Source organism: Pseudomonas sp. LBUM1666, assembly GCF_059695775.1.
The window spans coordinates 781,626-802,870 of the sequence record NZ_CP166789.1 but is presented as its reverse complement, the minus strand read 5'-3'; the positions used below and the strand labels follow the sequence as shown (position 1 = coordinate 802,870).

20 protein-coding genes, 1 other RNA gene and 2 pseudogenes are annotated in these 21,245 nt (G+C 58.7%); 12 read left to right on the top strand and 11 right to left on the bottom strand.

Annotated features, from left to right (window positions below; all coding sequences use genetic code 11):
• Positions 1–14: 14 nt before the first annotated feature.
• Positions 15–290: a PA2433 domain-containing protein gene (locus tag ACA056_RS03505; protein ID WP_497270533.1), complete on the top strand. Its 276-nt coding sequence runs from the start codon at positions 15–17 to the stop codon at positions 288–290.
• 267 nt (positions 291–557) lie between these two features.
• On the opposite strand, the gene ACA056_RS03500 is transcribed toward ACA056_RS03505, so the two are convergent.
• Complete coding sequence (locus tag ACA056_RS03500) at positions 558–1,172, bottom strand: transposase domain-containing protein (RefSeq protein WP_497270531.1); 615 nt, start codon at positions 1,170–1,172, stop codon at positions 558–560.
• A 285-nt stretch (positions 1,173–1,457) separates the two neighbouring features.
• On the opposite strand from ACA056_RS03500, the gene ACA056_RS03495 reads away from it, so the two are divergent.
• From ACA056_RS03495 to ACA056_RS03480, 4 genes and pseudogenes are all read left to right on the top strand, one after another.
• Positions 1,458–1,736 (top strand): PA2433 domain-containing protein, encoded by a 279-nt coding sequence (locus ACA056_RS03495; RefSeq protein ID WP_309675962.1) that lies wholly within the window; start codon positions 1,458–1,460, stop codon positions 1,734–1,736.
• A gap of 95 nt (positions 1,737–1,831) precedes the next feature.
• Positions 1,832–2,225, top strand: a transfer-messenger RNA (tmRNA) gene (gene ssrA / locus ACA056_RS03490).
• Positions 2,226–2,332: 107 nt separating this feature from the next.
• A pseudogene (locus ACA056_RS03485) lies at positions 2,333–2,660 on the top strand (hypothetical protein).
• A gap of 136 nt (positions 2,661–2,796) precedes the next feature.
• Positions 2,797–3,717, top strand: a complete 921-nt coding sequence (locus ACA056_RS03480; RefSeq protein WP_497270529.1) for a hypothetical protein — start codon at positions 2,797–2,799, stop codon at positions 3,715–3,717.
• Between the two features lie 255 nt (positions 3,718–3,972).
• Here the strand turns inward: ACA056_RS03480 and ACA056_RS03475 are convergent, their stop codons facing one another.
• A complete protein-coding gene (locus ACA056_RS03475; protein ID WP_497270527.1) occupies positions 3,973–4,875 on the bottom strand; it encodes a nucleotidyl transferase AbiEii/AbiGii toxin family protein in 903 nt (300 codons plus the stop codon).
• A complete protein-coding gene (abiEi, locus tag ACA056_RS03470) occupies positions 4,862–5,431 on the bottom strand; it encodes a type IV toxin-antitoxin system AbiEi family antitoxin (protein WP_497270525.1) in 570 nt (189 codons plus the stop codon). The genes ACA056_RS03475 and abiEi overlap by 14 nt, the downstream gene beginning before the upstream one ends.
• 187 nt (positions 5,432–5,618) lie before the next feature.
• Here abiEi and ACA056_RS03465 point away from each other — a divergent pair, with 187 nt between their 5' ends.
• Positions 5,619–7,025: a DUF2252 domain-containing protein gene (locus tag ACA056_RS03465; protein ID WP_497270523.1), complete on the top strand. Its 1,407-nt coding sequence runs from the start codon at positions 5,619–5,621 to the stop codon at positions 7,023–7,025.
• Between the two features lie 94 nt (positions 7,026–7,119).
• On the opposite strand, the gene ACA056_RS03460 is transcribed toward ACA056_RS03465, so the two are convergent.
• Positions 7,120–7,710: a GNAT family N-acetyltransferase gene (locus ACA056_RS03460; RefSeq protein WP_497270521.1), complete on the bottom strand. Its 591-nt coding sequence runs from the start codon at positions 7,708–7,710 to the stop codon at positions 7,120–7,122.
• Positions 7,711–7,903: 193 nt separating this feature from the next.
• Here ACA056_RS03460 and ACA056_RS03455 point away from each other — a divergent pair, with 193 nt between their 5' ends.
• Genes ACA056_RS03455 through rimJ form a run of 4 tightly spaced genes read left to right on the top strand, consistent with a single transcriptional unit; the run spans position 7,904 to position 11,490 of the window.
• On the top strand, positions 7,904–8,341 hold the full coding sequence (locus ACA056_RS03455; protein WP_497270519.1) for a hypothetical protein: 438 nt from the start codon (positions 7,904–7,906) through the stop codon (positions 8,339–8,341).
• Positions 8,338–9,798, top strand: coding sequence for an ATPase domain-containing protein (locus ACA056_RS03450; protein WP_497270517.1), 1,461 nt, complete (start codon positions 8,338–8,340; stop codon positions 9,796–9,798). Before ACA056_RS03455 ends, ACA056_RS03450 begins: the two co-directional genes overlap by 4 nt.
• A gap of 9 nt (positions 9,799–9,807) precedes the next feature.
• On the top strand, positions 9,808–10,830 hold the full coding sequence (locus ACA056_RS03445; protein WP_497270515.1) for a sensor histidine kinase: 1,023 nt from the start codon (positions 9,808–9,810) through the stop codon (positions 10,828–10,830).
• Between the two features lie 57 nt (positions 10,831–10,887).
• Complete coding sequence (gene rimJ, locus ACA056_RS03440; protein WP_497270513.1) at positions 10,888–11,490, top strand: ribosomal protein S5-alanine N-acetyltransferase; 603 nt, start codon at positions 10,888–10,890, stop codon at positions 11,488–11,490.
• Here the strand turns inward: rimJ and ACA056_RS03435 are convergent.
• Together ACA056_RS03435 and pmrG are read right to left on the bottom strand one after the other, a co-directional pair.
• Positions 11,403–12,239, bottom strand: coding sequence for a phosphatase PAP2 family protein (locus ACA056_RS03435; protein ID WP_497270511.1), 837 nt, complete (start codon positions 12,237–12,239; stop codon positions 11,403–11,405). The genes rimJ and ACA056_RS03435 overlap by 88 nt on opposite strands.
• Positions 12,240–12,265: 26 nt before the next feature.
• Complete coding sequence (gene pmrG, locus ACA056_RS03430) at positions 12,266–12,937, bottom strand: lipopolysaccharide core heptose(II)-phosphate phosphatase PmrG (RefSeq protein ID WP_497270509.1); 672 nt, start codon at positions 12,935–12,937, stop codon at positions 12,266–12,268.
• Positions 12,938–13,198: 261 nt separating this feature from the next.
• Here pmrG and ACA056_RS03425 point away from each other — a divergent pair.
• Both ACA056_RS03425 and ACA056_RS03420 read left to right on the top strand, forming a co-directional pair.
• Positions 13,199–14,212, top strand: a pseudogene (locus tag ACA056_RS03425) (methyl-accepting chemotaxis protein); the annotation flags it as partial.
• Positions 14,213–14,254: 42 nt separating this feature from the next.
• Complete coding sequence (locus tag ACA056_RS03420; RefSeq protein WP_497273487.1) at positions 14,255–15,118, top strand: methyl-accepting chemotaxis protein; 864 nt, start codon at positions 14,255–14,257, stop codon at positions 15,116–15,118.
• A 165-nt stretch (positions 15,119–15,283) separates the two neighbouring features.
• Here the strand turns inward: ACA056_RS03420 and ACA056_RS03415 are convergent, their stop codons facing one another.
• From ACA056_RS03415 to ACA056_RS03395, 5 genes are all read right to left on the bottom strand, one after another.
• The gene (locus ACA056_RS03415) at positions 15,284–15,652 is read right to left on the bottom strand and encodes a glyoxalase superfamily protein (protein WP_415758021.1); all 369 of its coding nucleotides are present in this window, start codon (positions 15,650–15,652) and stop codon (positions 15,284–15,286) included.
• Between the two features lie 120 nt (positions 15,653–15,772).
• Positions 15,773–17,230, bottom strand: coding sequence for an N-acyl-D-amino-acid deacylase family protein (locus ACA056_RS03410; protein WP_497270506.1), 1,458 nt, complete (start codon positions 17,228–17,230; stop codon positions 15,773–15,775).
• A 1-nt stretch (position 17,231) separates the two neighbouring features.
• Positions 17,232–18,092 (bottom strand): MurR/RpiR family transcriptional regulator, encoded by an 861-nt coding sequence (locus ACA056_RS03405; protein WP_008149080.1) that lies wholly within the window; start codon positions 18,090–18,092, stop codon positions 17,232–17,234.
• Between the two features lie 15 nt (positions 18,093–18,107).
• On the bottom strand, positions 18,108–19,457 hold the full coding sequence (locus ACA056_RS03400; protein ID WP_497270504.1) for a GntP family permease: 1,350 nt from the start codon (positions 19,455–19,457) through the stop codon (positions 18,108–18,110).
• Between the two features lie 185 nt (positions 19,458–19,642).
• Positions 19,643–21,088 carry a SulP family inorganic anion transporter gene (locus tag ACA056_RS03395; protein ID WP_497270502.1) on the bottom strand — a complete coding sequence of 482 codons (1,446 nt, stop codon included), beginning with the start codon at positions 21,086–21,088 and terminating at the stop codon, positions 19,643–19,645.
• Positions 21,089–21,245 lie beyond the last annotated feature (157 nt).

Below are 21,245 nucleotides of genomic sequence, written 5' to 3'. Positions count from 1 at the left end.
GCAAGGAGATACCCATGAAGCACTCTGCAATTGCTGGATTGTTCATCACCGCCGCACTGTTGGCCTCGCCGGTGTTTGCGGCAGATAAAGACCTTTGCAAACAAAACATAAACCAAATTCAGCAGACACTGGATTCTGATCCCGCCACATCAGAAAACGCCGAGGACAACATAAAAGCCGGCCTGGACAAAGCAAAAACAGCCCAAGCCAAAGGGGACGACAAGGGGTGCATTGGAATAACTACCGGTTTGCTGGAGAAAATTCAACTCCGCAACCCAACCAACAAGTAATCCCGTCTGACCAGGCCAACCTTCGGGTTGGCCTTATCCACTGCGGTCGCGTACACAGCGCAGGCTTGTTGCTCACTTTGAATCACAGAGCAACAGGCTCCGGGCCGATGCGGCAGCACGTAGTGCAGCGCTGAAGCATGAAGCTCGGCCGCTGGATTACCTCGTACTGCGAGCCTTTTTTCAGCGGCATCAGCCAGTGGCGCTCGATGCCTGCTTGCTGCCACTGATGCAGTAAACCTAACGAGTAAAAACCACGATCAAACAGCGTCAGCGAGTGATCGGGGGTGGTTTCGACAGTTGCTCCGCCAGTTTCATTTCGTTGCTGCGATAGCCGTCAAACGCGCTGCCAATCAGCAAATGGCTGGTCAACTCCATTTGGCAGACCCTGCGCACCTGAGGAAAACCGGTATCGCCATGCTGGTTGCTGGCGGAGTCATAGCGCGCCCGATTTTCCGGCGTGTCGGGCGTGCGCCAGACAACGCCATCGACGCCCAACAAACGCAGACCGGCCCAAGTCGGATGACCGACTGCCTCATGCCAGCTTTTCTGGGTCAGATCGAAGACTTGTCGTACAGCTTCGCTGCCTAATCTCTGGCGGGCCTGGACTACCGCGCTGGGCGCCACCAACGGACGTTGGCCCGGCAGCATGATGTTCATGCGACTGACCACATCCCAGGCCGATATGCGCCGGAAGAACGCCATGGAGATCACGCGCCAGAGCATCATTTCCAGCGGCAAACGGCGTTTGGGCAGCGTCGCCACACCGGCCTGTTCAAGCGCCTGCTCGACCAAAGAAGGATCGAGCAAGGAATCCAATCCCTCGATGGCGTTGGGGGTAGAGGCGATGCTGTGAGTCAGTTCCAGTGCCCGAGCGAGACGCATAAAAAAATCCGATGCCAGTACAGGCATCGGATTTTGATTTCTTGCGGTCAAAGATCAAGCGAGAAGGCTTAACTGATCGGCATTAGGCAATTGCCCCCCTTTTTAGTGCCACTGCTCCTATCGACTATCAAATAGTTTTTTCATAGCTTTTCTGAAAAAACGAATTTCTGCGTGGCGTCGTAGTCTTTTTAGATAGGCCCCCATCAATCGTGGCTTATTTTTCGGAATCGCCCGAGCCGCCCGCTCATACGGCAGCACCGAGACCATCAGTTCAAGGAGATATCCATGAAACGTACCGCACTCGCTGGTCTGTTCATTTCTGCTGCAATGTTGGCCTCTCCCGTATTTGCTGCGGACAACGACCTTTGTACGAGCAAGCTACAAGAGCTAAAAAACAAAGTGACTTCACTGCCAGCGACCTCCGCAAACACCACAATGGAGATCAAAAGGCTGCTGTCCAGCGCCGAAGCTTCAAAAGCCTCCGGGGACGACAAAAAATGCGTCACCGAGGCCACCCAGGCATTGGCACTCGCGAACAATCAGAGCAACCAAGCCAACCCATAATCTGCGGTGGCCAACCTTCGGGTTGGCCTTCTGAGCCACGTTGGCGTACACTGCGCAGGCTTGTTGCTCACTTTGATTCACCGAGCAACAGGCTCGGGGCCGTTTAGGATTCGACGCCGGTTGCGAAACTTTAGGTGCATGCCGAGTTGGTAACAGAACTCGTAAATCCACTGTTGCAACTTTCTATAGTTGCCAATGACGAAACCTACGGGGAATACGCTCTCGCTGCGTAAGCAGCCTTAGCCCTTCCCTCCTGGTACCTTCGGGTCCAGCAATCATCAGGGGATGTCTGTAAACCCAAAGTGATTGTCATATAGAACAGAATCGCCGTGCAGTACGTTGTGGACGAAGCGGCTAAAACTTACACAACTCGCCCAAAGCACCCTGCCCGTCGGGTCGCTGAGGGTTAACTTAATAGACACGGCTACGCATGTAGTACCGACAGCGGAGTACTGGCGGACGGGGGTTCAAATCCCCCCGGCTCCACCAAATACGAAGCAAAACAAAACCCGCCAAGTGCGGGTTTTGTTACATCTGGGGTATGGTCATTTTTGCAGGCAACATCGCCATCTCCCGCAAGAGCAGGCCTGCCCGCGATGAGGCTCGCAAGACCACCACAAAACACCCGCGGCCAAGCCCTCCTCATCATCGACGTCCAGCCCAGCTTCGCCCCACCCCAATGGCTCATCGATTGTATTCAGACACTCATCGGTACGCTGCCCAGCGTCGCCACGGTCGAGCGCCACGACGAATCCAAGACACTCGGCTGGCACCCCGCACCACGTCTGCGGCCTTCAGACCGAGACCTGCTGCCTGGCGGCAGGGTTTGCGTTGTTTGATGCGGGGTTGCAGCCGACGTTGATTACGGATCTGACGGTGGGGTCATCGCTGGATCGGACAGGAGAGTTGGGTGTCAGGCTTTAGAAGCATCATTTCAAGCACACGCTCAAATCGAGTGAGCTGTAATCAACGTATGGGTCGGCGATTCAACGCAACAGGACCTATGCTGCGGGGTTTACCTGCAACCGTTTGAGCAACCAACGCACTCAGGAAGATCAAAATGAACGTATGGATCGCAGCCGTTCTGGCCGCCATGGTTTCTGTGCCTGTACACGCCGCCACAGAGATCGCTCCTCGTGTCGAGCAGGTCACCTTCAAAAAGGACTCCGACACCGCCAGGTTCGCCCGATCCATCAAAGGCCCGCTCACCGCGCAGTACCGTCTAAACGCGAAGGCCGGCCAAATGATGACCGTAGACTTCAAGTCTTCCAACGCCTCTGCCTACTTCAACATCACCGCGAAAGGTGCGAACTATGCGTTGTTTAACGGATCGATCATGGGCAATCACTTTCTGGGACCACTGCCCGCCGATGGCGAATATACGGTTCAGGTGTACCTGATGCGCAACGCCGCACGGCGCAATGAAGTGGCCAACTACAGCCTTTCATTAAGCCTCTCGGGTGATGCGACGGATAGCAACCAGCCGTTCGACCAGACACTTGAATTGCAGGGCATTGGCTTTCACGTGACGAGCGTGTCGGTCGATGGAAATCGTGCTCTACGCATTGCACCCCAAGGTCTGGAAATCGATAACTCAGCGATCGTACGCCCCCTCACCGGCACCCTCGTCCGAGCGGAGGTCGCCGACCTTGATCGCAATGGCTCTCCAGAGATTTACGTCTTCATCAGGTCACCGGGACGCGGGATGCCGGGCGAGCTCATTGCTTACGCTGCCAACCGCAAGAAGTCGCTGAGCGAGGTTTATCTGCCACCTGTCAGCGAGAACCCTAAAACAGCGGTGGGCTACCAGGGCGAGGATGAGTTTGCGGTGGTGGAAAATGCGTTGGTGCAGCGGTTCCCGGTTTATGACAGCACGGATGCCGATGCGGGCAGGACGGGAAAAATTCGGCAGGTTCAGTACACGTTGATGCCTGGTGAGGCCGGGTGGGTTTTGAGGGCTTTGGGGACGACTGACTATTGAAGGGTGCTCGTTGGCGAAGTGGCTCCCGTTGGCTCTGCGGCAAGCATGGAAATCCAGTCCTAGGAAATTTCCCGCGAAACGTATCGTCTTCCATGAACTGGCGCGGGTGCTGGTGACATCGCTGCGCGATGGCTGTGGTTTGATGGCTGTAGTGGGGCGGCGATTGCAGATGCAAGTTTCGGTGTAGGAAATCAAAATGGGCGACCTCATTGAGTTCGCCCATTTTTTTGACTGCCACCACCTATTCCTGCGGTATTACATTTTGAAGCCCGAGCCCTGAACGCTTTCATGGCCGCTCAGCGCTTTCTCTGTCGTCACATACAAATCACGTATATGACCAACCAAGAATGTCCAGAACGCAGGCTCATTCACGGTTTGCGCTACCAACTCACCCGGTAGAAACCGACTCATTTCCTTGCGAAACTCAATGACAACTTTCGGATCGGCCTCAAGCTGTGCGGAACGCTCTTTGAACTGCCTCAAGAAATCATCCTGCTCGCAGTGATGATCGCCCAGCTTCATCGCGATCAAATCCAGTTGTGGCGTTATGCCCAGCTGACGCAGCCAAACCATATCCCAGAGATCACGGTTCTTGATTCGGTTGGGACACAGAGCAAAAGCCACGATCTTGTCGGCATAAATTTCTTCGCGAGTTTCAGCCTGTAAAATCAGGCCACTCGTGCCCATGTCGACACCATAAGGATTAAGCAACTGCATAGGCTGCGGCTGATAACTTGGAATGGAACACACATCGATATTAATGCGCTGTGCCGGTAGATCCTTGCGGCCTGCCCGGGTTTGGACCTTTAACTTCCAGGTATCGACATTTCCCTCCTCACGAACTGGCTCACCGACTTCGACCTCAAGACCATATTTGGTTTTTAGTGTGGTGACTAATACTTGGGCGAGCTCAGTCAGGCTCTCGCGATTGAAATCTGCGCCCCCGGTAAAATCCAGGTCCTCGCTCAAACGGTTGGACCCGTAGCAGGTGCGCAAACAGGTGTCGCCGATGAAGGTAAGTTTGGCGAGCATACCGGCCGAACTCAGCGCCAGCATGATGTCGTGATGCAGTAATTCCTTTTCCACGACGACCCGCAAGGGCGCGAGATCCTGTTTGTTTTTTAATGCTTCATTTACAAGCTCATCAAACAAACTCATTGGCAACGCTCCAATCGATCAAGTCCATATTTCGTTTCGCTGCCTTCATGTCTCGCAATGCTTGTTGCGGTGTCGCACGCCATAGCCGGCAACGAGCGTCATAGTGAACCTGGCCAACGAGGTCCTGAGGCTTCTGGCGTGTGTGTACGAACTCGATGGTGCCCCAGTGGCCGCATGAAATAGTGCTGCTGCGCCCGGATGACATCAGCGTGATCCAGTTGATGGGGATTTGCGAGATGACCCCGCAATCACTCAACGCCGTTTCAAGGCTGATGTAATTGAACTGCATGGCACGCAGCCGGGCGGCCGCGTGAAACAGCACCAGCCCACTAGACGGTTTGACCGCGTCAAACAAGTAGAGCCCTCGGCACACTCGTGTCAGATGACCGTCAGAAGCCGCACGACTCAACAATGTTTTATAGGCTCCTTCGGAAATATCTGGTACCAAAGCCCTGAGATCGTCCGGGGTGTACAGATAGCGCTCATCACTGGCCAGGTGGCTCAGTTTCCGGAGGAGACGCCCCATCGGCTGGGTGGATTTCGAGTGTGGCTGCATGAGCAATTACTCAACAGAAAGTTTCACTTAATGTAACTTACTGTAGAGCCATTCAAAAGCCAATGGTCTTTTCCCCGCGTACCGTCAAGCTCCCACTTTCAATGACCCAATCGCCATACATTCCTCGGATAACGACGCGAAGCCCTTCTACACTCAATCCGCATGCCTCCCGACCAAAAGAACCCACATGCCCACCCTCAAAGACCGCTTGAAGCAAGGCAAGGACGCTCGCAAGAACTGCTCCCGCGGTTCGCAGGCGGCCATGGGAAAAATAAATCGCGACCCGGTGCCGCTGATCAAAACGTCCAGTGAAGGCCGCATCAAGTCACTGGTCGAGTTGCGCTACGGCCGCATGCTGGTCTCGCCGTTCACCTTCTATCGCGGCAACGCGCTGCTGCACGCCCACGACCTGGCCGGAACATCCAGCATGGGCCTGATATCGCCCATCTGCGGCGACAGTCACCTGATGAACTTCGGCGGTTTTGCAACGCCGGAACGCAATCTGCTGTTCAGCGTCAACGACTTCGACGAAGCCCATCCCGGCCCTTGGGAGTGGGACTTGAAACGGCTGGTGGCAAGTTTCGTGGTGGCAGCGCGCGACCTGCGCCATGGCGACACGGTCGAAGAAACTGTCTGCCGCCAGGTGGTCGGCGCCTACCAGCAGACCATGCTCGAATGCGCCGAACAAAGCGCCATGGAAACCTGGTACGAGTCCATCAGTTACCGCGATCTGCGGCAGCAGGCGAGCAAAGCGACACTGGAGCATGTAGAGCGCGCCATCGAAAAAGCTGAACGTCGCACCCATGCTGAACTGCTACCGAAAATCAGTGAACGTGACGCACATGGCCGACTGATCATTCGCGATGACCTGCCGGAAATTTTCCATTTACACGAAAACACCACGCTGCTGGATGCCGACGACGACTGGCTGCGCCTGTCGGACTGGCGTCCGCTTTACGACGCGTTCATGCGCGACTATCCCGGCACACTGCAAGCCGACCGTCGTGAACTGTTGGCGCGTTTTCACGTTCAGGACATGGCGTTCAAAGTGGTCGGTGTGGGCAGCGTCGGGACTCGTTGCCTGGTGACCCTGCTGACTGATGATCAGGAATTCCCGCTGTTCCTGCAGTTCAAGGAGGCACGTCGTTCGGTGCTTGCCGATTATGTGAAGACTAAATCGCGGGTGCGGCATAACGGTCAGCGCGTGGTCGATGGCCAACGGTTGATGCAATCGGCCAGTGACCTGTTCCTCGGCTGGACCACCGGCCCCAGCGGTCGACACTTCTATGTGCGCCAGTTGCGCGACATGAAAGTCTCGGCTGAACTCGAGACGTTCGATGCGGACACCTTCGCCGCCTACGGACGCGTTTGTGGTCGCGCGTTGGCCCGCGCTCACGCCAAATCGTCCGGGAACGCCGCACACATCAGCGGCTACATCGGCAAAAGCGATGCGCTGGCCGACGCGTTGTTCAAGTATGCGCAAAGCTACACCGCGCAGAATGAGCGCGACTTCGAACGATTCCAGCAAGCCTGCCGCAAGGGCCGTCTGCGGGCGCGCTCGGAAGCGGACTTTGCGGCGGATCATTTGCCTTAGGCATGTCTCAGGGCGTGAAGCAGCGGGCACTCATCGACATGAATTTTTCTTCACCCCACGACCTCTCACCAACGGGTACATTGCGCTCGCTCATTCAAGAAACTACGGTTTGCCCGCCCTCCCGCGGGCTTTTTTTTGCCTGCTGTTTTGTTTCCTGCGGAAGCTTCAAACGATACAAACACGTGTCCTGGATGCCATGGCGTTCCGAATGCCGAGCTTGCCTGGCCATTCGGATCAGTTCAAACCCGGACGCTTCGGCCAGGTGCTGACTCGCCCCATTGGCCGAGGAGGTCGTCAGGTAAAACGTACAACCGGGCAGGCTTTTGACTAATAGCTCAAGCGCCCGTCGCATGTAACCTTTCCCCGAGTACTCCGTATTGGCCCAGTAACCCACGACATAGCGATTGCGTCGGCGGGGTTTCAACCCAATACAGCCAATGACCGCCTGCCCGTCATCGGCCACGATAAACAGGCGCCGCTCGCCTGTTTCGCTGTTGAAATCATCGGCCGCCCGCAGCAAAAACGCGCGTGCTTCGTCCTCGGACGTGTGGGGCCTGGCCCACGGCAGAAACTCGCAGTGGGCGACATAACTGGCATTCAGGGCCTCCTGAAGCGGTTTACACAGGCTGGGGTCGGGCGCCCTCAAGTTCATTGAGTGCAATTGCAGGGGTAACGAAAGTTCCATGCATCGTCCTTGAAGTAAAATTCCATGTTCGCCAAAAAAAACGATGTTTCCTTGTTTGTGCAGCAAACTGGGGGTCTTTATAGAGCCATGCGCTAGTAAGAGCCAGGCCCTGCCGCAATCCCCTGACGCAAATCACTCCCGACACCTCCATAGGGTGTACCATCAAACACTGTCCACCAGATATCAGTTAGCCATGTCCACGCTAAGCGAAGAGAGCCGCCAGATCGTAGCTTCTCTGGTGCACCGCGTTGGCCCCAACGCTGACATTGCAACAGTCGCGCAAGCGATCGCATCAATATTGCAGGATATGGACGCAGCCCTCACGCCCATCATTGGCCAGCAAGGGGTTGTCGCGCTTTATCGCCGCAGCCTTCATCTGTGCGCCTCCAGGCATCCGCGCCTGACCGGCACCTATGACAGTGTGCAGGCGGCCTCCCTGGATCTGACTTCCCTCAAGTCCGTACTCGTCGAGCAAAGCGAAACCGATGCGCTGTTTTTCGGTGACGTGTTGTTGACCACGTTTTACGAGCTGCTGACCACGCTGATCGGGCCCTCGCTCACCGCACGTTTGCTTCGTGGCGTGTGGGAACCTTCTTTGAGCGACACCCCTTCGCAGGAAATTTCGCCATGAGCACCAAAGTGACTATCAACCGCCTGGCCACCGGCGTGCCAGGACTGGACGAGGTGCTGGGCGGAGGTTTGCCGGAGTTTTCGTTCAACCTGATCGCAGGTCCGCCTGGCTGTGGCAAAACCACCCTGGCGCATCAGATGATGTTCGCCCTGGCGACACCCGAACGCCCGGCGCTGTTCTTTACCGTGCTCGGCGAGCCGCCGCTGAAGATGCTGCGTTATCAGCAGCAATTCGACTTTTTCGACAGCGAAGCGATCAACCAGTCGATCCGCTACGTCAACCTGGCTGACGACACCCTGGCCGGGAATCTGGATGAAGTGCTACGGCGTATCGTTTGCGAGGTAGAGGCTCACTCTCCGTCGCTGGTGTTCGTCGACTCGTTCCGTTCGGTAGTGCTGGCCAGCCAGACCCAGGACAACCCCAACAACAATCTGCCGCAGTTCGTTCAGCAACTGGGCATGTTGATGACCACCTGGCAGGCGACGACCTTCCTGATTGGCGAATACTTCACCGAAACCGATACCAACCCGATTTTCACCGTGGCCGATGGCCTGATCTGGCTGCGCCAGAGCGTTCAGCGCAATTCCATGGTGCGCAAGATGGAAATCATGAAGATGCGCGGCCAGCCGACGCTGCCGGGACTGCACACCTTCCGCATCGCGACGTCGGGGATCAAGGTCTTTGCACCAGCGGCATTCAACCCGGGTGAAGCGCCGCTGGAGTTCCCGATCAAACGCCTGAAAATGGGTGTGCCGCAGCTCGACGAGATGCTCGGCGGCGGTCTGCCTCGTGGTTACTCCTTGCTGGTGGCCGGGCCATCGGGCTCGGGCAAAAGCATTCTGGCGTCCACCTTCCTGGCCGAAGGCGCGAGAAATGGTGAAACCGGTGTGATCGCGGTGTTTGAACAACGGCCTAATCACTCCCAGAACGCCACCCTTGCGGGGCTGATCCAGAGCGGACAGGTCAGTCTGGTGGACAGCCGCGCCCCGGACCTGTCCATCGACGAAATCGTCCAGTTGCTGCTCAGCGAGATCAGCCGACTGAAAGCCACCCGCGTGGTGATCGATTCGTTGTCGGGCTTCGAACTGGCGCTGGCGCCGACCTTCCGCGAAGACTTTCGCGAGTCGCTGTCGCGCATGGTCACTGCTTTGACGAGCGCCGGGGTCAGCGTGTTGATGACCTCAGAGCTGGAAGACCGCTACACCGACCTGCGTTTCAGCCCTTACGGCACGGCATTTCTCACCGACGCAATCATCGTTCAGCGCTACATTGAAGTGCAGAGCCGTTTGCTGCGCATCATGGCCGTGGTCAAGGTGCGGGCCAGCGCCCATTCCGATGAGTTGCGCCAGTACCACATCGACGAGAACGGCCTGCAAATCGGCGAGATGTTGCCAGACCAGGAAGGCTTACTCGGTGGCCGGCCTACCCGGCAGCGTTTGAGCAAAGACGACGGATGAGTAAAAATCATGAGTGAGGCCAATGGCAAGAACGAGCAAGCGATGGCCACCGCCGCTCGCGAACTGTTCCTGCTCGGCCAGAAGACTGTTGAAGCGCGGGCGGTGCTGGCGGCGCTGCAAAAAGAGCTGAGCGACGCCAACACCCGGCTGGTCGATAGCCAGCAGGTCGAGCAACTGATCGAGGCCAATCAGCAATTGGTACTGGCGATCTTGCTGGCGCAGTCCGATGCAGAAACACCAAAACGCACGCAGGAAGAACAACGACTGTTCCTGGAGATGCGTGAAGCCAACGCGCAATTGGTGATCGCGGCCCTGAGCGCGCAAGACCTGCAAGCCACGGCCGAACACACCCTGGAACAACAACGCAACATCCTCACCCTGGTGGCCCACGAACTGCGCAACCCGCTGACGCCCATCAGCATGATCGCCGGCCGCCTGGTGCGCGTGCCCAGTGAGGAACTGCCGCGCATGCAGGCGCTGATCGAAGGCCAGGTGCAGCACATGTCGCGGCTGGTGGACGATTTACTCGACGTGTCCCGCGCCAGCACCGGCAAGTTACGCCTCGATTGCCGCATCGTGGACATGGTGCAGATCATCCATCAGGCCATCGAAGTGTGCAGCCCGGTGATGATTGATCACCATTTGCACTTCACCGCTGAACTGCCCGAGTGCGCATTGTCGGTGAATGGTGACCCGGTGCGCCTCTCGCAGATTCTCGGCAACCTGCTGGGCAACGCGGCCAAATACACACCGGTGCACGGCAATGTCACGCTGTCGGTGACCGCTGAAGCCGACGTGCTGGAGATGAGCATTTGCGATAACGGCATCGGTATTTCCGCCAAGGCGCTGCCGTTTATCTTTGAGCCCTTTGTGCAGGATGTTCACGCCGTCGGCTTCAACGGTGCAGGCCTTGGCATTGGCCTGACGGTGGTTCGCGAACTGGTGGAAGCCCATGGCGGCACGGTGATCGGCATGAGCGACGGCGACGGCAAAGGCAGCACTTTCATCGTGACATTGCCGCTGGCGATTTGAGTTTTCCCGCTGGCCACACAATGCTTGCGCGACGATCCCCGCGAACCGGAGCGCCCTATGCCGCTGTTGTCCCTGCCCTGTAAACGCTTGACGCTGGCAGTGCTAGACCCTGAACAGGCGGCCCTGGAAAGCGACTTCTACCGGCGCAACCTGAGGCATCTCGCCCGGTGGTCGCCGATTCGCCCCGCCGATTACCACAGCCCTGAAAACATCCGCCCACGCCTTGAGGTGCAAGCCAGCGCTTTCCAGGCCGGTCTGGCGGTGCATTTCGCGTTGCTGGATCCGGACAACGGCCAGATGATCGGCGCCTGCAACTTCAGCGGCATTACTCGCGGGGCGTTTCAGGCCTGCTATCTCGGTTACCACATCGACGAATCTCATCAAGGCCGGGGCTTGATGCAGGAAGCACTGGAAGCGGGAATCGGCTTCATGTTCGATGAGCAGAAGCTGCACCGGATCATGGCCAATTACATCCCCGGCAATGAACGCAGTGCGCGGCTGCTGGAGCGCCTGGGATTTGAACGTGAGGGCTACGCCAAGGCCTACCTGAGTATCGCCGGGCGCTGGCAGGATCATGTGCTGACGGCGCTGATCAATGATCGCTTTGAAGCACCGGAACAGCGCTGGTCCAACGGTTGCTCCAACCGCGCTCGCCCATAGAACGCCAGCGCTGTCAGCAAACACGCCAGCCATACGAAAATCCCGGCCCAAAAGGTGTGGGACATGTAGTGCCAGCCTTGCAGAACCCGCGTCGTGCCGTAGACGAAACCGAGCAGCAGCGAGCCGTACATCACCGCTTTGGAATAGCGCCAGCGGTAACGACGCGCCACGAAGTACAACGCCAGCATGGTGAAGCCGCCCGAGGCATGGCCGCCTGGCCAGCAGCGACCTGCCCCCGCGACTTTCAGCAGATCAAAATTCTCATACCACTCCTTGTGCTCGATTTTCCCGCCGTACTGGGTCGTTTCGACCGGGCAGTACACGCTGGTGTGCCCCTTGAGGTAGTGGATCACACCGGTGCTGATGGAGAACGCGAACACAACATAGAGAAAGTCCCGACGGTGCTTGCTCGCAAACCTAAGCACCGGTGCGACTTTGATTTTTTCCAGGAATGCGATGATTTTCGAATGCTTTTCGGCCTTCAGACGCGGCCAGAGAAACGACAACAAGGCGCCGACGATCGCTAACTCTCCGGTCCAGTTCGGGATGATCCGCGCCCATTTATGGGTGATTTTTTCGAACAGATGCACATGATCCAGCGGAAACGTCTGCGTGACCGGGTCATAAAAAAGATCATTGAACGCGATGTCGATTTTGGTCAGGTCGAACAGCAGGAAAACCACGACCGCACAGGCCAGCGGAATGCCGAAGTTCACCCAGTAAAAGCGGTAGCGGGAAGAAATCAGCATTGTGCGTCCTGATCCAGAAAGTGAATTCATTCGGCGGTCACCGAGCGCCAGTCCGAGGCTTCGATGAAACCGAGCATCCGTGGTGCCTGAGGCGTTTCGGCCGAGATAAACAAAGACGCGCCATAACCGAGGGTAGAGGCCGGCAACTTGAGGTCTTTCTCAAGTTGCGACATGCATTCGCTGTGAGTCACCAGAATCAGGTTTCGCCCGGCCACCTTGTGCGCCAAAGCGTCACGCAGCATCGTGCCCTTGCAATTGATCAACCATTCTTCACCGACCCCGACCTTGTTGAACATGTAGCCAGCGGTCTGCGCTGTACGGATCATGGGGCTGTTGTAGATATCAGCCTTGTTCAGCCCCAGTTGTTCGAACTGCGCACCAACACTCACCGCGACGCTGCGAGAGCGATCGGTAATGCCATCGTTACCGTTCAGGCAGGCTGCGCTGGAGTGATCGCAGCGTTCGACGTGACGCACCAGCACGATCACGTCGCCCTTGGCCCAACCGGCCGCCAACGCCCGGGCGCCGGCCACATTACCGTGGGCCAGGTCCGGTACAGCGGCCGGATGCAACAGCCACACCGTCAGCGGAATGACCAACAGCGCCGAGGCGAGCACGACAGCCGCATTGCGATAGCGGGCAAAACGGCTCAAATCAATCGAGCGTTTTACCCCGAACAGACTCAGTCTCAATTCCACATCAAGCCGCCTCGCCGGCACGCATCAATTTCATTCGATGCCGCGAGGGTAGAGAGGCTGGCGTCGGCAGCTGGTGAAAGTCATGTGAAAAAAAGCTTAAGACCTGCACAAAGGCCTTGTTACACATCTGTCCTACAGAAACCATTCAGCTCTCGCAATTGCTGCCGATATACACCTGCAACACACCTTGCTGGCGACCAAAAACAACAATCTTCCAGCCAACCGACGATCAAGAAGCACAACGTTCCTGGAGGACTATTGATGAATAGCTGGTTCGGCAATATCAGCGTGAACATGAAGCTGGGCCTGGGATTCGGTCTGGTCCTGGCCCTGACCTGCGTCCTCGCCCTGACCGGCTGGACAAGCCTGGGCGGGTTGATTGACCGCAGCAACTGGATGAGCGACATCACCCAGCTCAATGCCGGCCTGACCAAGCTGCGTGTGGTTCGCCTGCAATACATGCTGACCAACGGCGACGAAACCGCCGCACAGAACGTCCAGACCACGCTCGAGGCGTTCTCCGCTCAGCAACAAGCGCTGCTGGCGAAATTCAAGAGCCCGGAAAACCTCAAACTGCTCAAAGAGCAGGGCGCCGTCATCGACGCCTACAAGATGTCCCTGAATAAAATGCGCAGCGCCTACCGCACCGGTAACAGCGCGCGCGACACCATGGGCGCCAATGCCGACACCGCGAACACGCTGATCAACGCCATCAACACCCACGTGCAGCAAATGCCTCTGAGCGACCAACGCGTCGAACAATTCCAGGCGATCACGGCGGCCAAGGAAGCCTTCTTGCTGGCCCGCTACGAAGTGCGCGGCTACACCGCGACCACCAACGCCGAGACCGAGCAAAAAGCCATCGGCCAACTGGACGTGGCCATCGCCAGCCTGAAACCCCTCAACGTGCATTTCGCCGATACTCAACAAGACGCCCTGCGTCAGCTGGAAACCGCACTGACCAACTACCGCAGCGCCTTGCAGGCTTATAAAGCGGCCAACAGCGATGCGGTGCAGGCGCGCAAGGAAATGACCGAGCAGGGCGCCGCCATCGTGACCCTGAGCGATCAGCTGTATCAGATCCAGCTCGACCGTCGTGACGCCGAAAGCGCCCAGGCTCGCACCCTGCAACTGATTAGCACCTTGCTGGCGTTGCTGGTGGGCATCATTGCTGCCGTGATCATCACCCGTCAGATTACCGGCCCGCTGCGTGACACTTTGGCCGTGGTTGAACGCATCGCCAGCGGCGACCTGTCCCAGGACGTCAAAGTGACTCGCCGCGACGAACTCGGCGTGTTGCAACAAGGCATCGCTCGCATGGGTGTGACCCTGCGCGACTTGATCAGCGGCATCCGCGACGGCGTCACCCAGATCGCCAGCGCTGCCGAAGAACTGTCCGCCGTGACCGAGCAAACCAGCGCCGGCGTTAACAGCCAGAAGATCGAAACCGATCAAGTGGCGACCGCCATGCACGAGATGACCGCCACCGTGCAGGAAGTCGCGCGCAACGCCGAAGAAGCCTCTCAGGCCGCCGCCGCTGCTGACGGCGAAGCACGCGAAGGCGACAAGGTGGTCAACGAAGCAATCGCCCAGATCGAACGTCTGGCCACCGAAGTGGCGCGCTCGACCGAAGCCATGAGCGTGCTGCAACAGGAAAGCGACAAGATCGGCAGCGTCATGGACGTGATCAAGGCCGTGGCCGAACAGACCAACCTGCTGGCGCTCAACGCCGCCATCGAAGCGGCCCGTGCCGGAGAAGCCGGTCGTGGTTTTGCCGTGGTTGCCGACGAAGTCCGTGGCCTGGCTCAGCGCACTCAGAAGTCCACCGAAGAAATCGAAGGCCTGGTGGCCGGTCTGCAGAACGGCACACAACAAGTGTCCGCCGTGATGAACAACAGTCGCGCCCTGACCGACAGCAGTGTCGCGCTGACTCGCAAGGCTGGTGTGTCACTGGAAAACATCACCCGCACGGTGTCCAACATCCAGTCGATGAACCAGCAGATCGCCGCCGCCGCCGAGCAGCAAAGCGCCGTGGCCGAAGAGATCAGCCGCAGCATCATCAACGTGCGCGACGCGTCCGAACAGACCGCCGCCGCCAGCGACGAAACGGCTGCTTCCAGTGTTGAACTGGCGCGGTTGGGCAGTCAGTTGCAGCAGATGGTGAGCCACTTCCGGGTTTGACGCTTACCTTGCGGTGAATGAAAGAACCAATCGCGAGCAAGCTCGCTCCCACATTTGATCGGCGTCGACCACTTAACCGTGGAACGACGCAAACCATTGTGGGAGCGAGCTTGCTCGCGATGGCTATCTAACAAACAACCGAGAGATTCGCTGTTAACCCCATTCTCAAACACTGATCGCATTGGTAAACACCAACCGATTGCCGAACGGATCGCTGATCGTCATGTCCTGGCTGCCCCAAGGCATGGCCTGGATCTGTGGGTGCGCGAACTGATATTCCTTAGCCAGCAACTGCTGCTGGAACACTTCCAACTCATCAGTTTCAATCCGCAATGCCGATCCCGGTGTGCTGTCGCCGTGGTGCTCGGACAAGTGCAATACGCATTCACCACGGGAAACCTGCAGGTACAACGGAAAGTTGGGCTCGAAACGATGCTGCCAGTCGATCTTGAATCCCAGGAAGTCGACGTAGAACTCCACGGCCTTGATTTCATCGAAAATCCGCAGGATCGGGGTGGTTTTGCCGAAGCTCATGGAGTTGCTCCCAGACTGATAAGGCCCAGAGTGTAGTCGGGCGAGATGTCAGCGCTTCGGCTTGGCAATGGCTTTCTTTAGTCTCAATGTGCCATCACTGTGACGCAGCACTCGGAATGTTTACTGAAATCCATCACGCAAGTCCCCTTGCCGTGCCAGAAACCGCCCTTCCCGTCTTCCGTTCGCCTGGCCTTCGCTGTAACTCAAGACACCGTTGACCCAAACCCCATCGATACCTTCCGCCGCCCGTTGCGGATCATTGAAATCCGCCACATCACGAATCGTCACAGGATCGAACAACACCAGATCCGCCCAATGTCCTTCACGGATTTCGCCACGCTCCTTCAAGCCAAATCGCGCCGCCGACAACCCGGTCATCTTGTGCACGGCGGTGTGCAGTGGAAACAGCCCCACGTCGCGACTGAAATGTCCGAGCACGCGTGGGAATGCGCCCCACAAGCGTGGATGCGGAAACGGGTCTTCCGGCAATCCGTCAGAGCCGACCATCGACAGCGGATGCGCGAGGATTCTTCGTACGTCCGCCTCGTCCATTCCGTAATACACCGCGCCGGCCGGTTGCAGGTGTCGAGCGGCATCAACTAGCGGCACGCCCCACTCGGCGGCGATGTCCATCAGATCCCGGCCCCCCACTTCAGGGTGCGGCGTTGACCAGGTGATGGTGATGCGATGTGCGTCGGTGACTTGCTTGAGGTCCAGCGTCGATGAACTCGCCGCGTAGGGATAACAGTCGCAGCCTACCGGGTGGGTTTTCGCCGCGTGTTCGAGGGACGCTAGCAGTTGCGGACTGCGCCCCCAGTTACCGGCGCCGGCACATTTGAGGTGGGAAATGATCACCGGTGTTTTCGCATGACGACCGATCTGGAACGCCTCATCCATGGCCTCCAGCACCGGCTCGAATTCGCTGCGCAAATGGGTGGTGTAGACCGCGCCGAAGGCGGTCAGCTCTTCGGTCAGTTGCATCACTTCATCGGTGGAAGCCGAGAACGCGCTGGCGTAGGCCAAACCGGTTGATAAGCCCAACGCGCCGGCCTCAAGACTGTCGCGCAGTTGCTCGCGCATCGCGCAAATTTCATCCGCAGTGGCAGTGCGAAACAGGTCATCGAGGTGGTTGCTGCGCAGCGCCGTGTGGCCGACCAGTGCGGCCACGTTCAGCGTGGTGTTTGCCGCTTCGACGGCTGCTCGGTAGTCGCTGAACCTCGGATAAACGAACGCGGCTGCGGTGCCGAGCAGGTTCATCGGGTCGGGAGGATCGCCGCGCAAACTCACCGGCGAAGCGCTGATCCCGCAGTTGCCGACAATCACTGTGGTCACGCCCTGGCTGAGCTTGGGCAGCATTTGCGGCTGGCGGATCACCACGGTGTCGTCGTGGGTGTGCACGTCGATGAAACCTGGCGCCAATACGCGGCCGGCGGCGTCAATTTCTTCGGTGGCGTTGGAATCGTGCAAGTTGCCGATACGCTCGATGCGGCCGTTCAGAATCGCCACGTCGGCGGGATAACCGGGCACGTTGCTGCCGTCGATAATCAGGGCGTTGCGGATCAGCGTGTCGTACATCATGTCAGTCTCCCAGCGGCAGGTGATCGTCGCCGCCGCGGTAATCGTCGAGGGCGAGTTTGATCCGCCGCAGACGCTCTTGATTGTCTTCAGGATTGGCCAGCGCCAGCTCGGTGGCGAGCACGTCGATGGCGAGCAACATGCCGTAGCGCGCCGCCGTGGGTTTGTAGATGAAGGAGGTTTCGACGCCTTGCAGCGGCAGCAGCACATCAGCCAATTGCGCCAGCGGCGAGTCGGCCCGTGTGATGGCAAGAATTCTCGCACCGTAGCTGCGCGCCAGCTCGACGGCCTCGAGCAGTTCGGGGGTGATGCCGGTCAGCGAACAGGCAATGACTGCGCGTTCGGCATCAAGGCTGGCGGCGGTGACACGCATCATCACCGGGTCGTGGCACACCGCAATCGGGTAGCCGAACCGCACCAGCCGCACTTGCAGTTCATCGCTGCACAAAGTCGAGCAACCGCCCATGCCGAACGCATGAATCATCCGCGCCTTGCCCAGCAGTTTCACCGCATCGGCGAAACGCGACTCGTCGAACGCCGACAGATGCTGGCGCAGGGTCGATTCGATATCGCCAACGATCTGCCCATAAAACGCCGACTGCTCGGGCGTGCCCGCCGGGTCGAGGAACCGACTGCCAACGCCGCTGGCCTGGGCCAGTTGCAGGCGCAGGTCGCGCAAGTCCCGACAGCCAACGGTGCGCGCAAAACGCGAGAGCGTGGCGGTGCTGACTTCCGCTCTCAGCGCCAGTTCATCGAGGCTGGCGGCGGAGGCAAATCCTACGTCGTCGAGCATCAGCCGAGCGATGCGTCCTTCGCCCGCGCTGAAGGAATCCTGACGGGCGCGGATCTGGTAGAGGATGTCCATGGCAGGCGGCTCCGGCTAAAGCAGATAAGAAAGACCCACGGTCAGACCGAAGGCGACGACCGAGATAATGGTCTCCAGCACTGTCCAGGTCTTGAAAGTCTGGGCGACGGTCATGTTGAAGTATTCCTTGATCAACCAGAAGCCGCCGTCATTGACGTGGGAAAAGATAACCGACCCCGCGCCCGTCGCCAGCACCAACAGCTCCGGATGGGGATAACCCAGACCAATGGCCACCGGCGCGACGATACCCGACGCGGTGGTCATGGCCACCGTGGCAGAACCGGTGGCGATGCGCATCAGTGCAGCGAACAACCAACCCATCAACAGCGGCGACAGGTGGAATACCTGGGCCAGGCTGACGATCTGGTCGGTGACGCCAGCGTCCACCAGAATCCGGTTCAAGCCACCGCCCGCGCCGACCAGCAAGGTGATGCTGGCGGTCGGTGCCAGGCATTCGTTGGTGAATTTGAGGATCGATTCGCGGTTGAAGCCTTGGGCCAGGCCAAGCGTCCAGAAGCTCAGCAAGGTCGCCAGCAGCAAGGCGATCACCGAATTGCCGATGAACAACAGAAACTGATTGAAGCCGCTGCCCGGCGTGGAAATCAGATTGGCCCAGCCACCGACCAGCATCAGCACCACGGGCAGCAGAATGGTCGCCATGGTGATGCCGAAACCCGGCAGGCTGTCGCGCGGTTCGCGCTCAAGGAACTGACGCTCCATCGGATTATCGTCCGGCAGTTGAATGCGCGGCACGATGAACTTGGCGTACAGGGGACCGGCGATGATCGCGGTCGGAATCCCGATCAGGATCGCGTAGAGCAAGGTCTGCCCCACCGATGCCTGATAAGCCTGCACCGCCAGCATCGCCGCCGGGTGTGGCGGCACCAGGGCGTGGACCACCGAGAGCCCGGCGACCATCGGTAAACCGACCATCAGAATCGAAACGCCCACGCGCCGCGCCACGGTGAAAGCAATCGGCACCAGCAGTACAAAACCGACCTCGAAGAACAGCGGCAGTCCTACAAGGAAAGCGATGCAAACCATCGCCCAGTGGGCATTTTTCTCACCGAAGCGATCAATCAGCGTACGCGCCATCTGCTCGGCGCCGCCGGACTCGGCCATCATCTTGCCGAGCATCGTGCCCAGCGCGACCACCAGCGCGATATGGCCCAGCGTCTTGCCGACGCCCGCTTCGTACGCCCCCACCACGCCCGACGGTGGCATCCCGGCCAGCAGCGCCAGGCCGATGGACACCAGGGTGATGACAATGAACGGATTGAGTCGGTAACGGGCGATCAGAACGATCAGCGCGATGATGGCGATGGCGGCGTAAACCAGCAGCCAATAGCCGAAGGACGGTGTCATGCGGTACTCCTCGAAAGGGTCACGTCGAATGGGTTGTGAAACTCATAAAACATTTCGAGGTGTGATTTTCAAACGAGGTGAAAGTAATTTTCGTGGAGGGATAAGGGTTGTCGCGCAGAGGTATGAGCGGTCGCCGGATATGAAAATCGGGCAGGCGGATTTTCATCACACCTGCCGGCTGGGCGTCAGTCGTGATTTACGCGAGCGCGTTTGAGCAGCTTTTTGCAGCGTTCGGACAAGTGCAGCACGCGCAGGTGCTTGCCGGCCTTGGTGTAGCGCTCTCGCAGCGCATTCAGCGCGGCGATGGCCGAGTAGTCGACGAAGCTCAGGTGGCGACAGTCCAGAGTCACCTGGACCGGGTCGTTGGCGTGATCGAACTGTCGGAGGAAGGCCGTGGTTGAGGCAAAGAACAAGGTGCCATGCACGCGGTAAAGCTTGCTGCCGTCGGTCTCCAGATGACTGTCGGCGTAAAGCTGGCGGGCCTGCTGCCAAGCAAAGTTGAGCGCCGCAATGATGATCCCGCAGAGCACGGCGGTGGCCAGATCGGTGAACACCGTAATCACCGTTACCGCGATGATCACCAAAACGTCGTTCAGCGGCACTTTGTTCAACACCCGAAGCGAGGCCCAGGCGAAGGTCTGCTGCGACACCACGAACATCACCCCGACCAATGCGGCCAGCGGAATGCGCTCGATCAGCGGCGAGAGGAAGAGGATGAACAGCAAAATCATCACTCCGGCCACTACACCGGACAGCCGACCGCGACCGCCAGAGCTGAGGTTGATCACGGTCTGGCCGATCATGGCGCAGCCGCCCATGCCGCCAAACACACCGGAGACCATGTTGGCCGCGCCCAGCGCCACGCATTCGCGATCCGGGTAGCCACGGCTCTCAGTGATTTCATCGGTGAGGTTCAGGGTCAGCAGGGTTTCCAGCAGACCGACCAACGCCATCAATATCGCGTAGGGAGCGATGATGCGCAGGGTTTCCAGGCTCCAGGGGATGTCTGGCAGCGCAAAGGTCGGCAAGCCACCGGCGATGTGCGCCATGTCACCCAAGGTGCGGGTCGGCAGACCGAGCAGATAAACCGCCAAACCAACACCCAGAATCGCCACCAGCGCTGGCGGCACGGCGCGTGTCAGGCGCGGCAGCACGTAGACGATGGCCATCGTTACGGCAACCAGCCCTGCCATCAGGTACAGCGGCGTGCCGCTGAGCCAGACGTCACCGCTCTTGAAGTGTTCCAACTGCGCCAGGGCAATGATGATCGCCAGGCCGTTGACGAAGCCGAGCATCACCGGGTGCGGCACCATGCGCACCAGCTTGCCCAGTTTCAGCAACCCGAACGCCAGCATGATCAACCCACCCAGCAGCACCGTGGCCAGCAAATACTGCACGTCGTGCTGCACCACCAGCGCGACGATCACCACGGCCATCGATCCGGCAGCGCCAGACACCATTCCCGGCCGGCCGCCGAAGAGCGCGGTCAAAGTGCAAATGATGAAAGCGCCGTAAAGCCCCATCAATGGATTGAGGTGAGCAACTAGCGCGAAGGCGATGCATTCGGGTAGCAGGGCGAAAGACGTGGTGAGTCCGGCCAGGGTATCGGCGCGCAGACGTTGGGGTTTCATGGCTGACCTAAAATACAGGCGGGAAAAGAGGGGGCGGATGTTACGGAATTGAGGGCGGCCCGGCCAGTTGTTGGGGCACCGGAAACGCAATCGCGAGCAATCTCGCTCCCACATTTGATCTCCACCCGACACAGATTTTGTGTACGACGAAGATCCA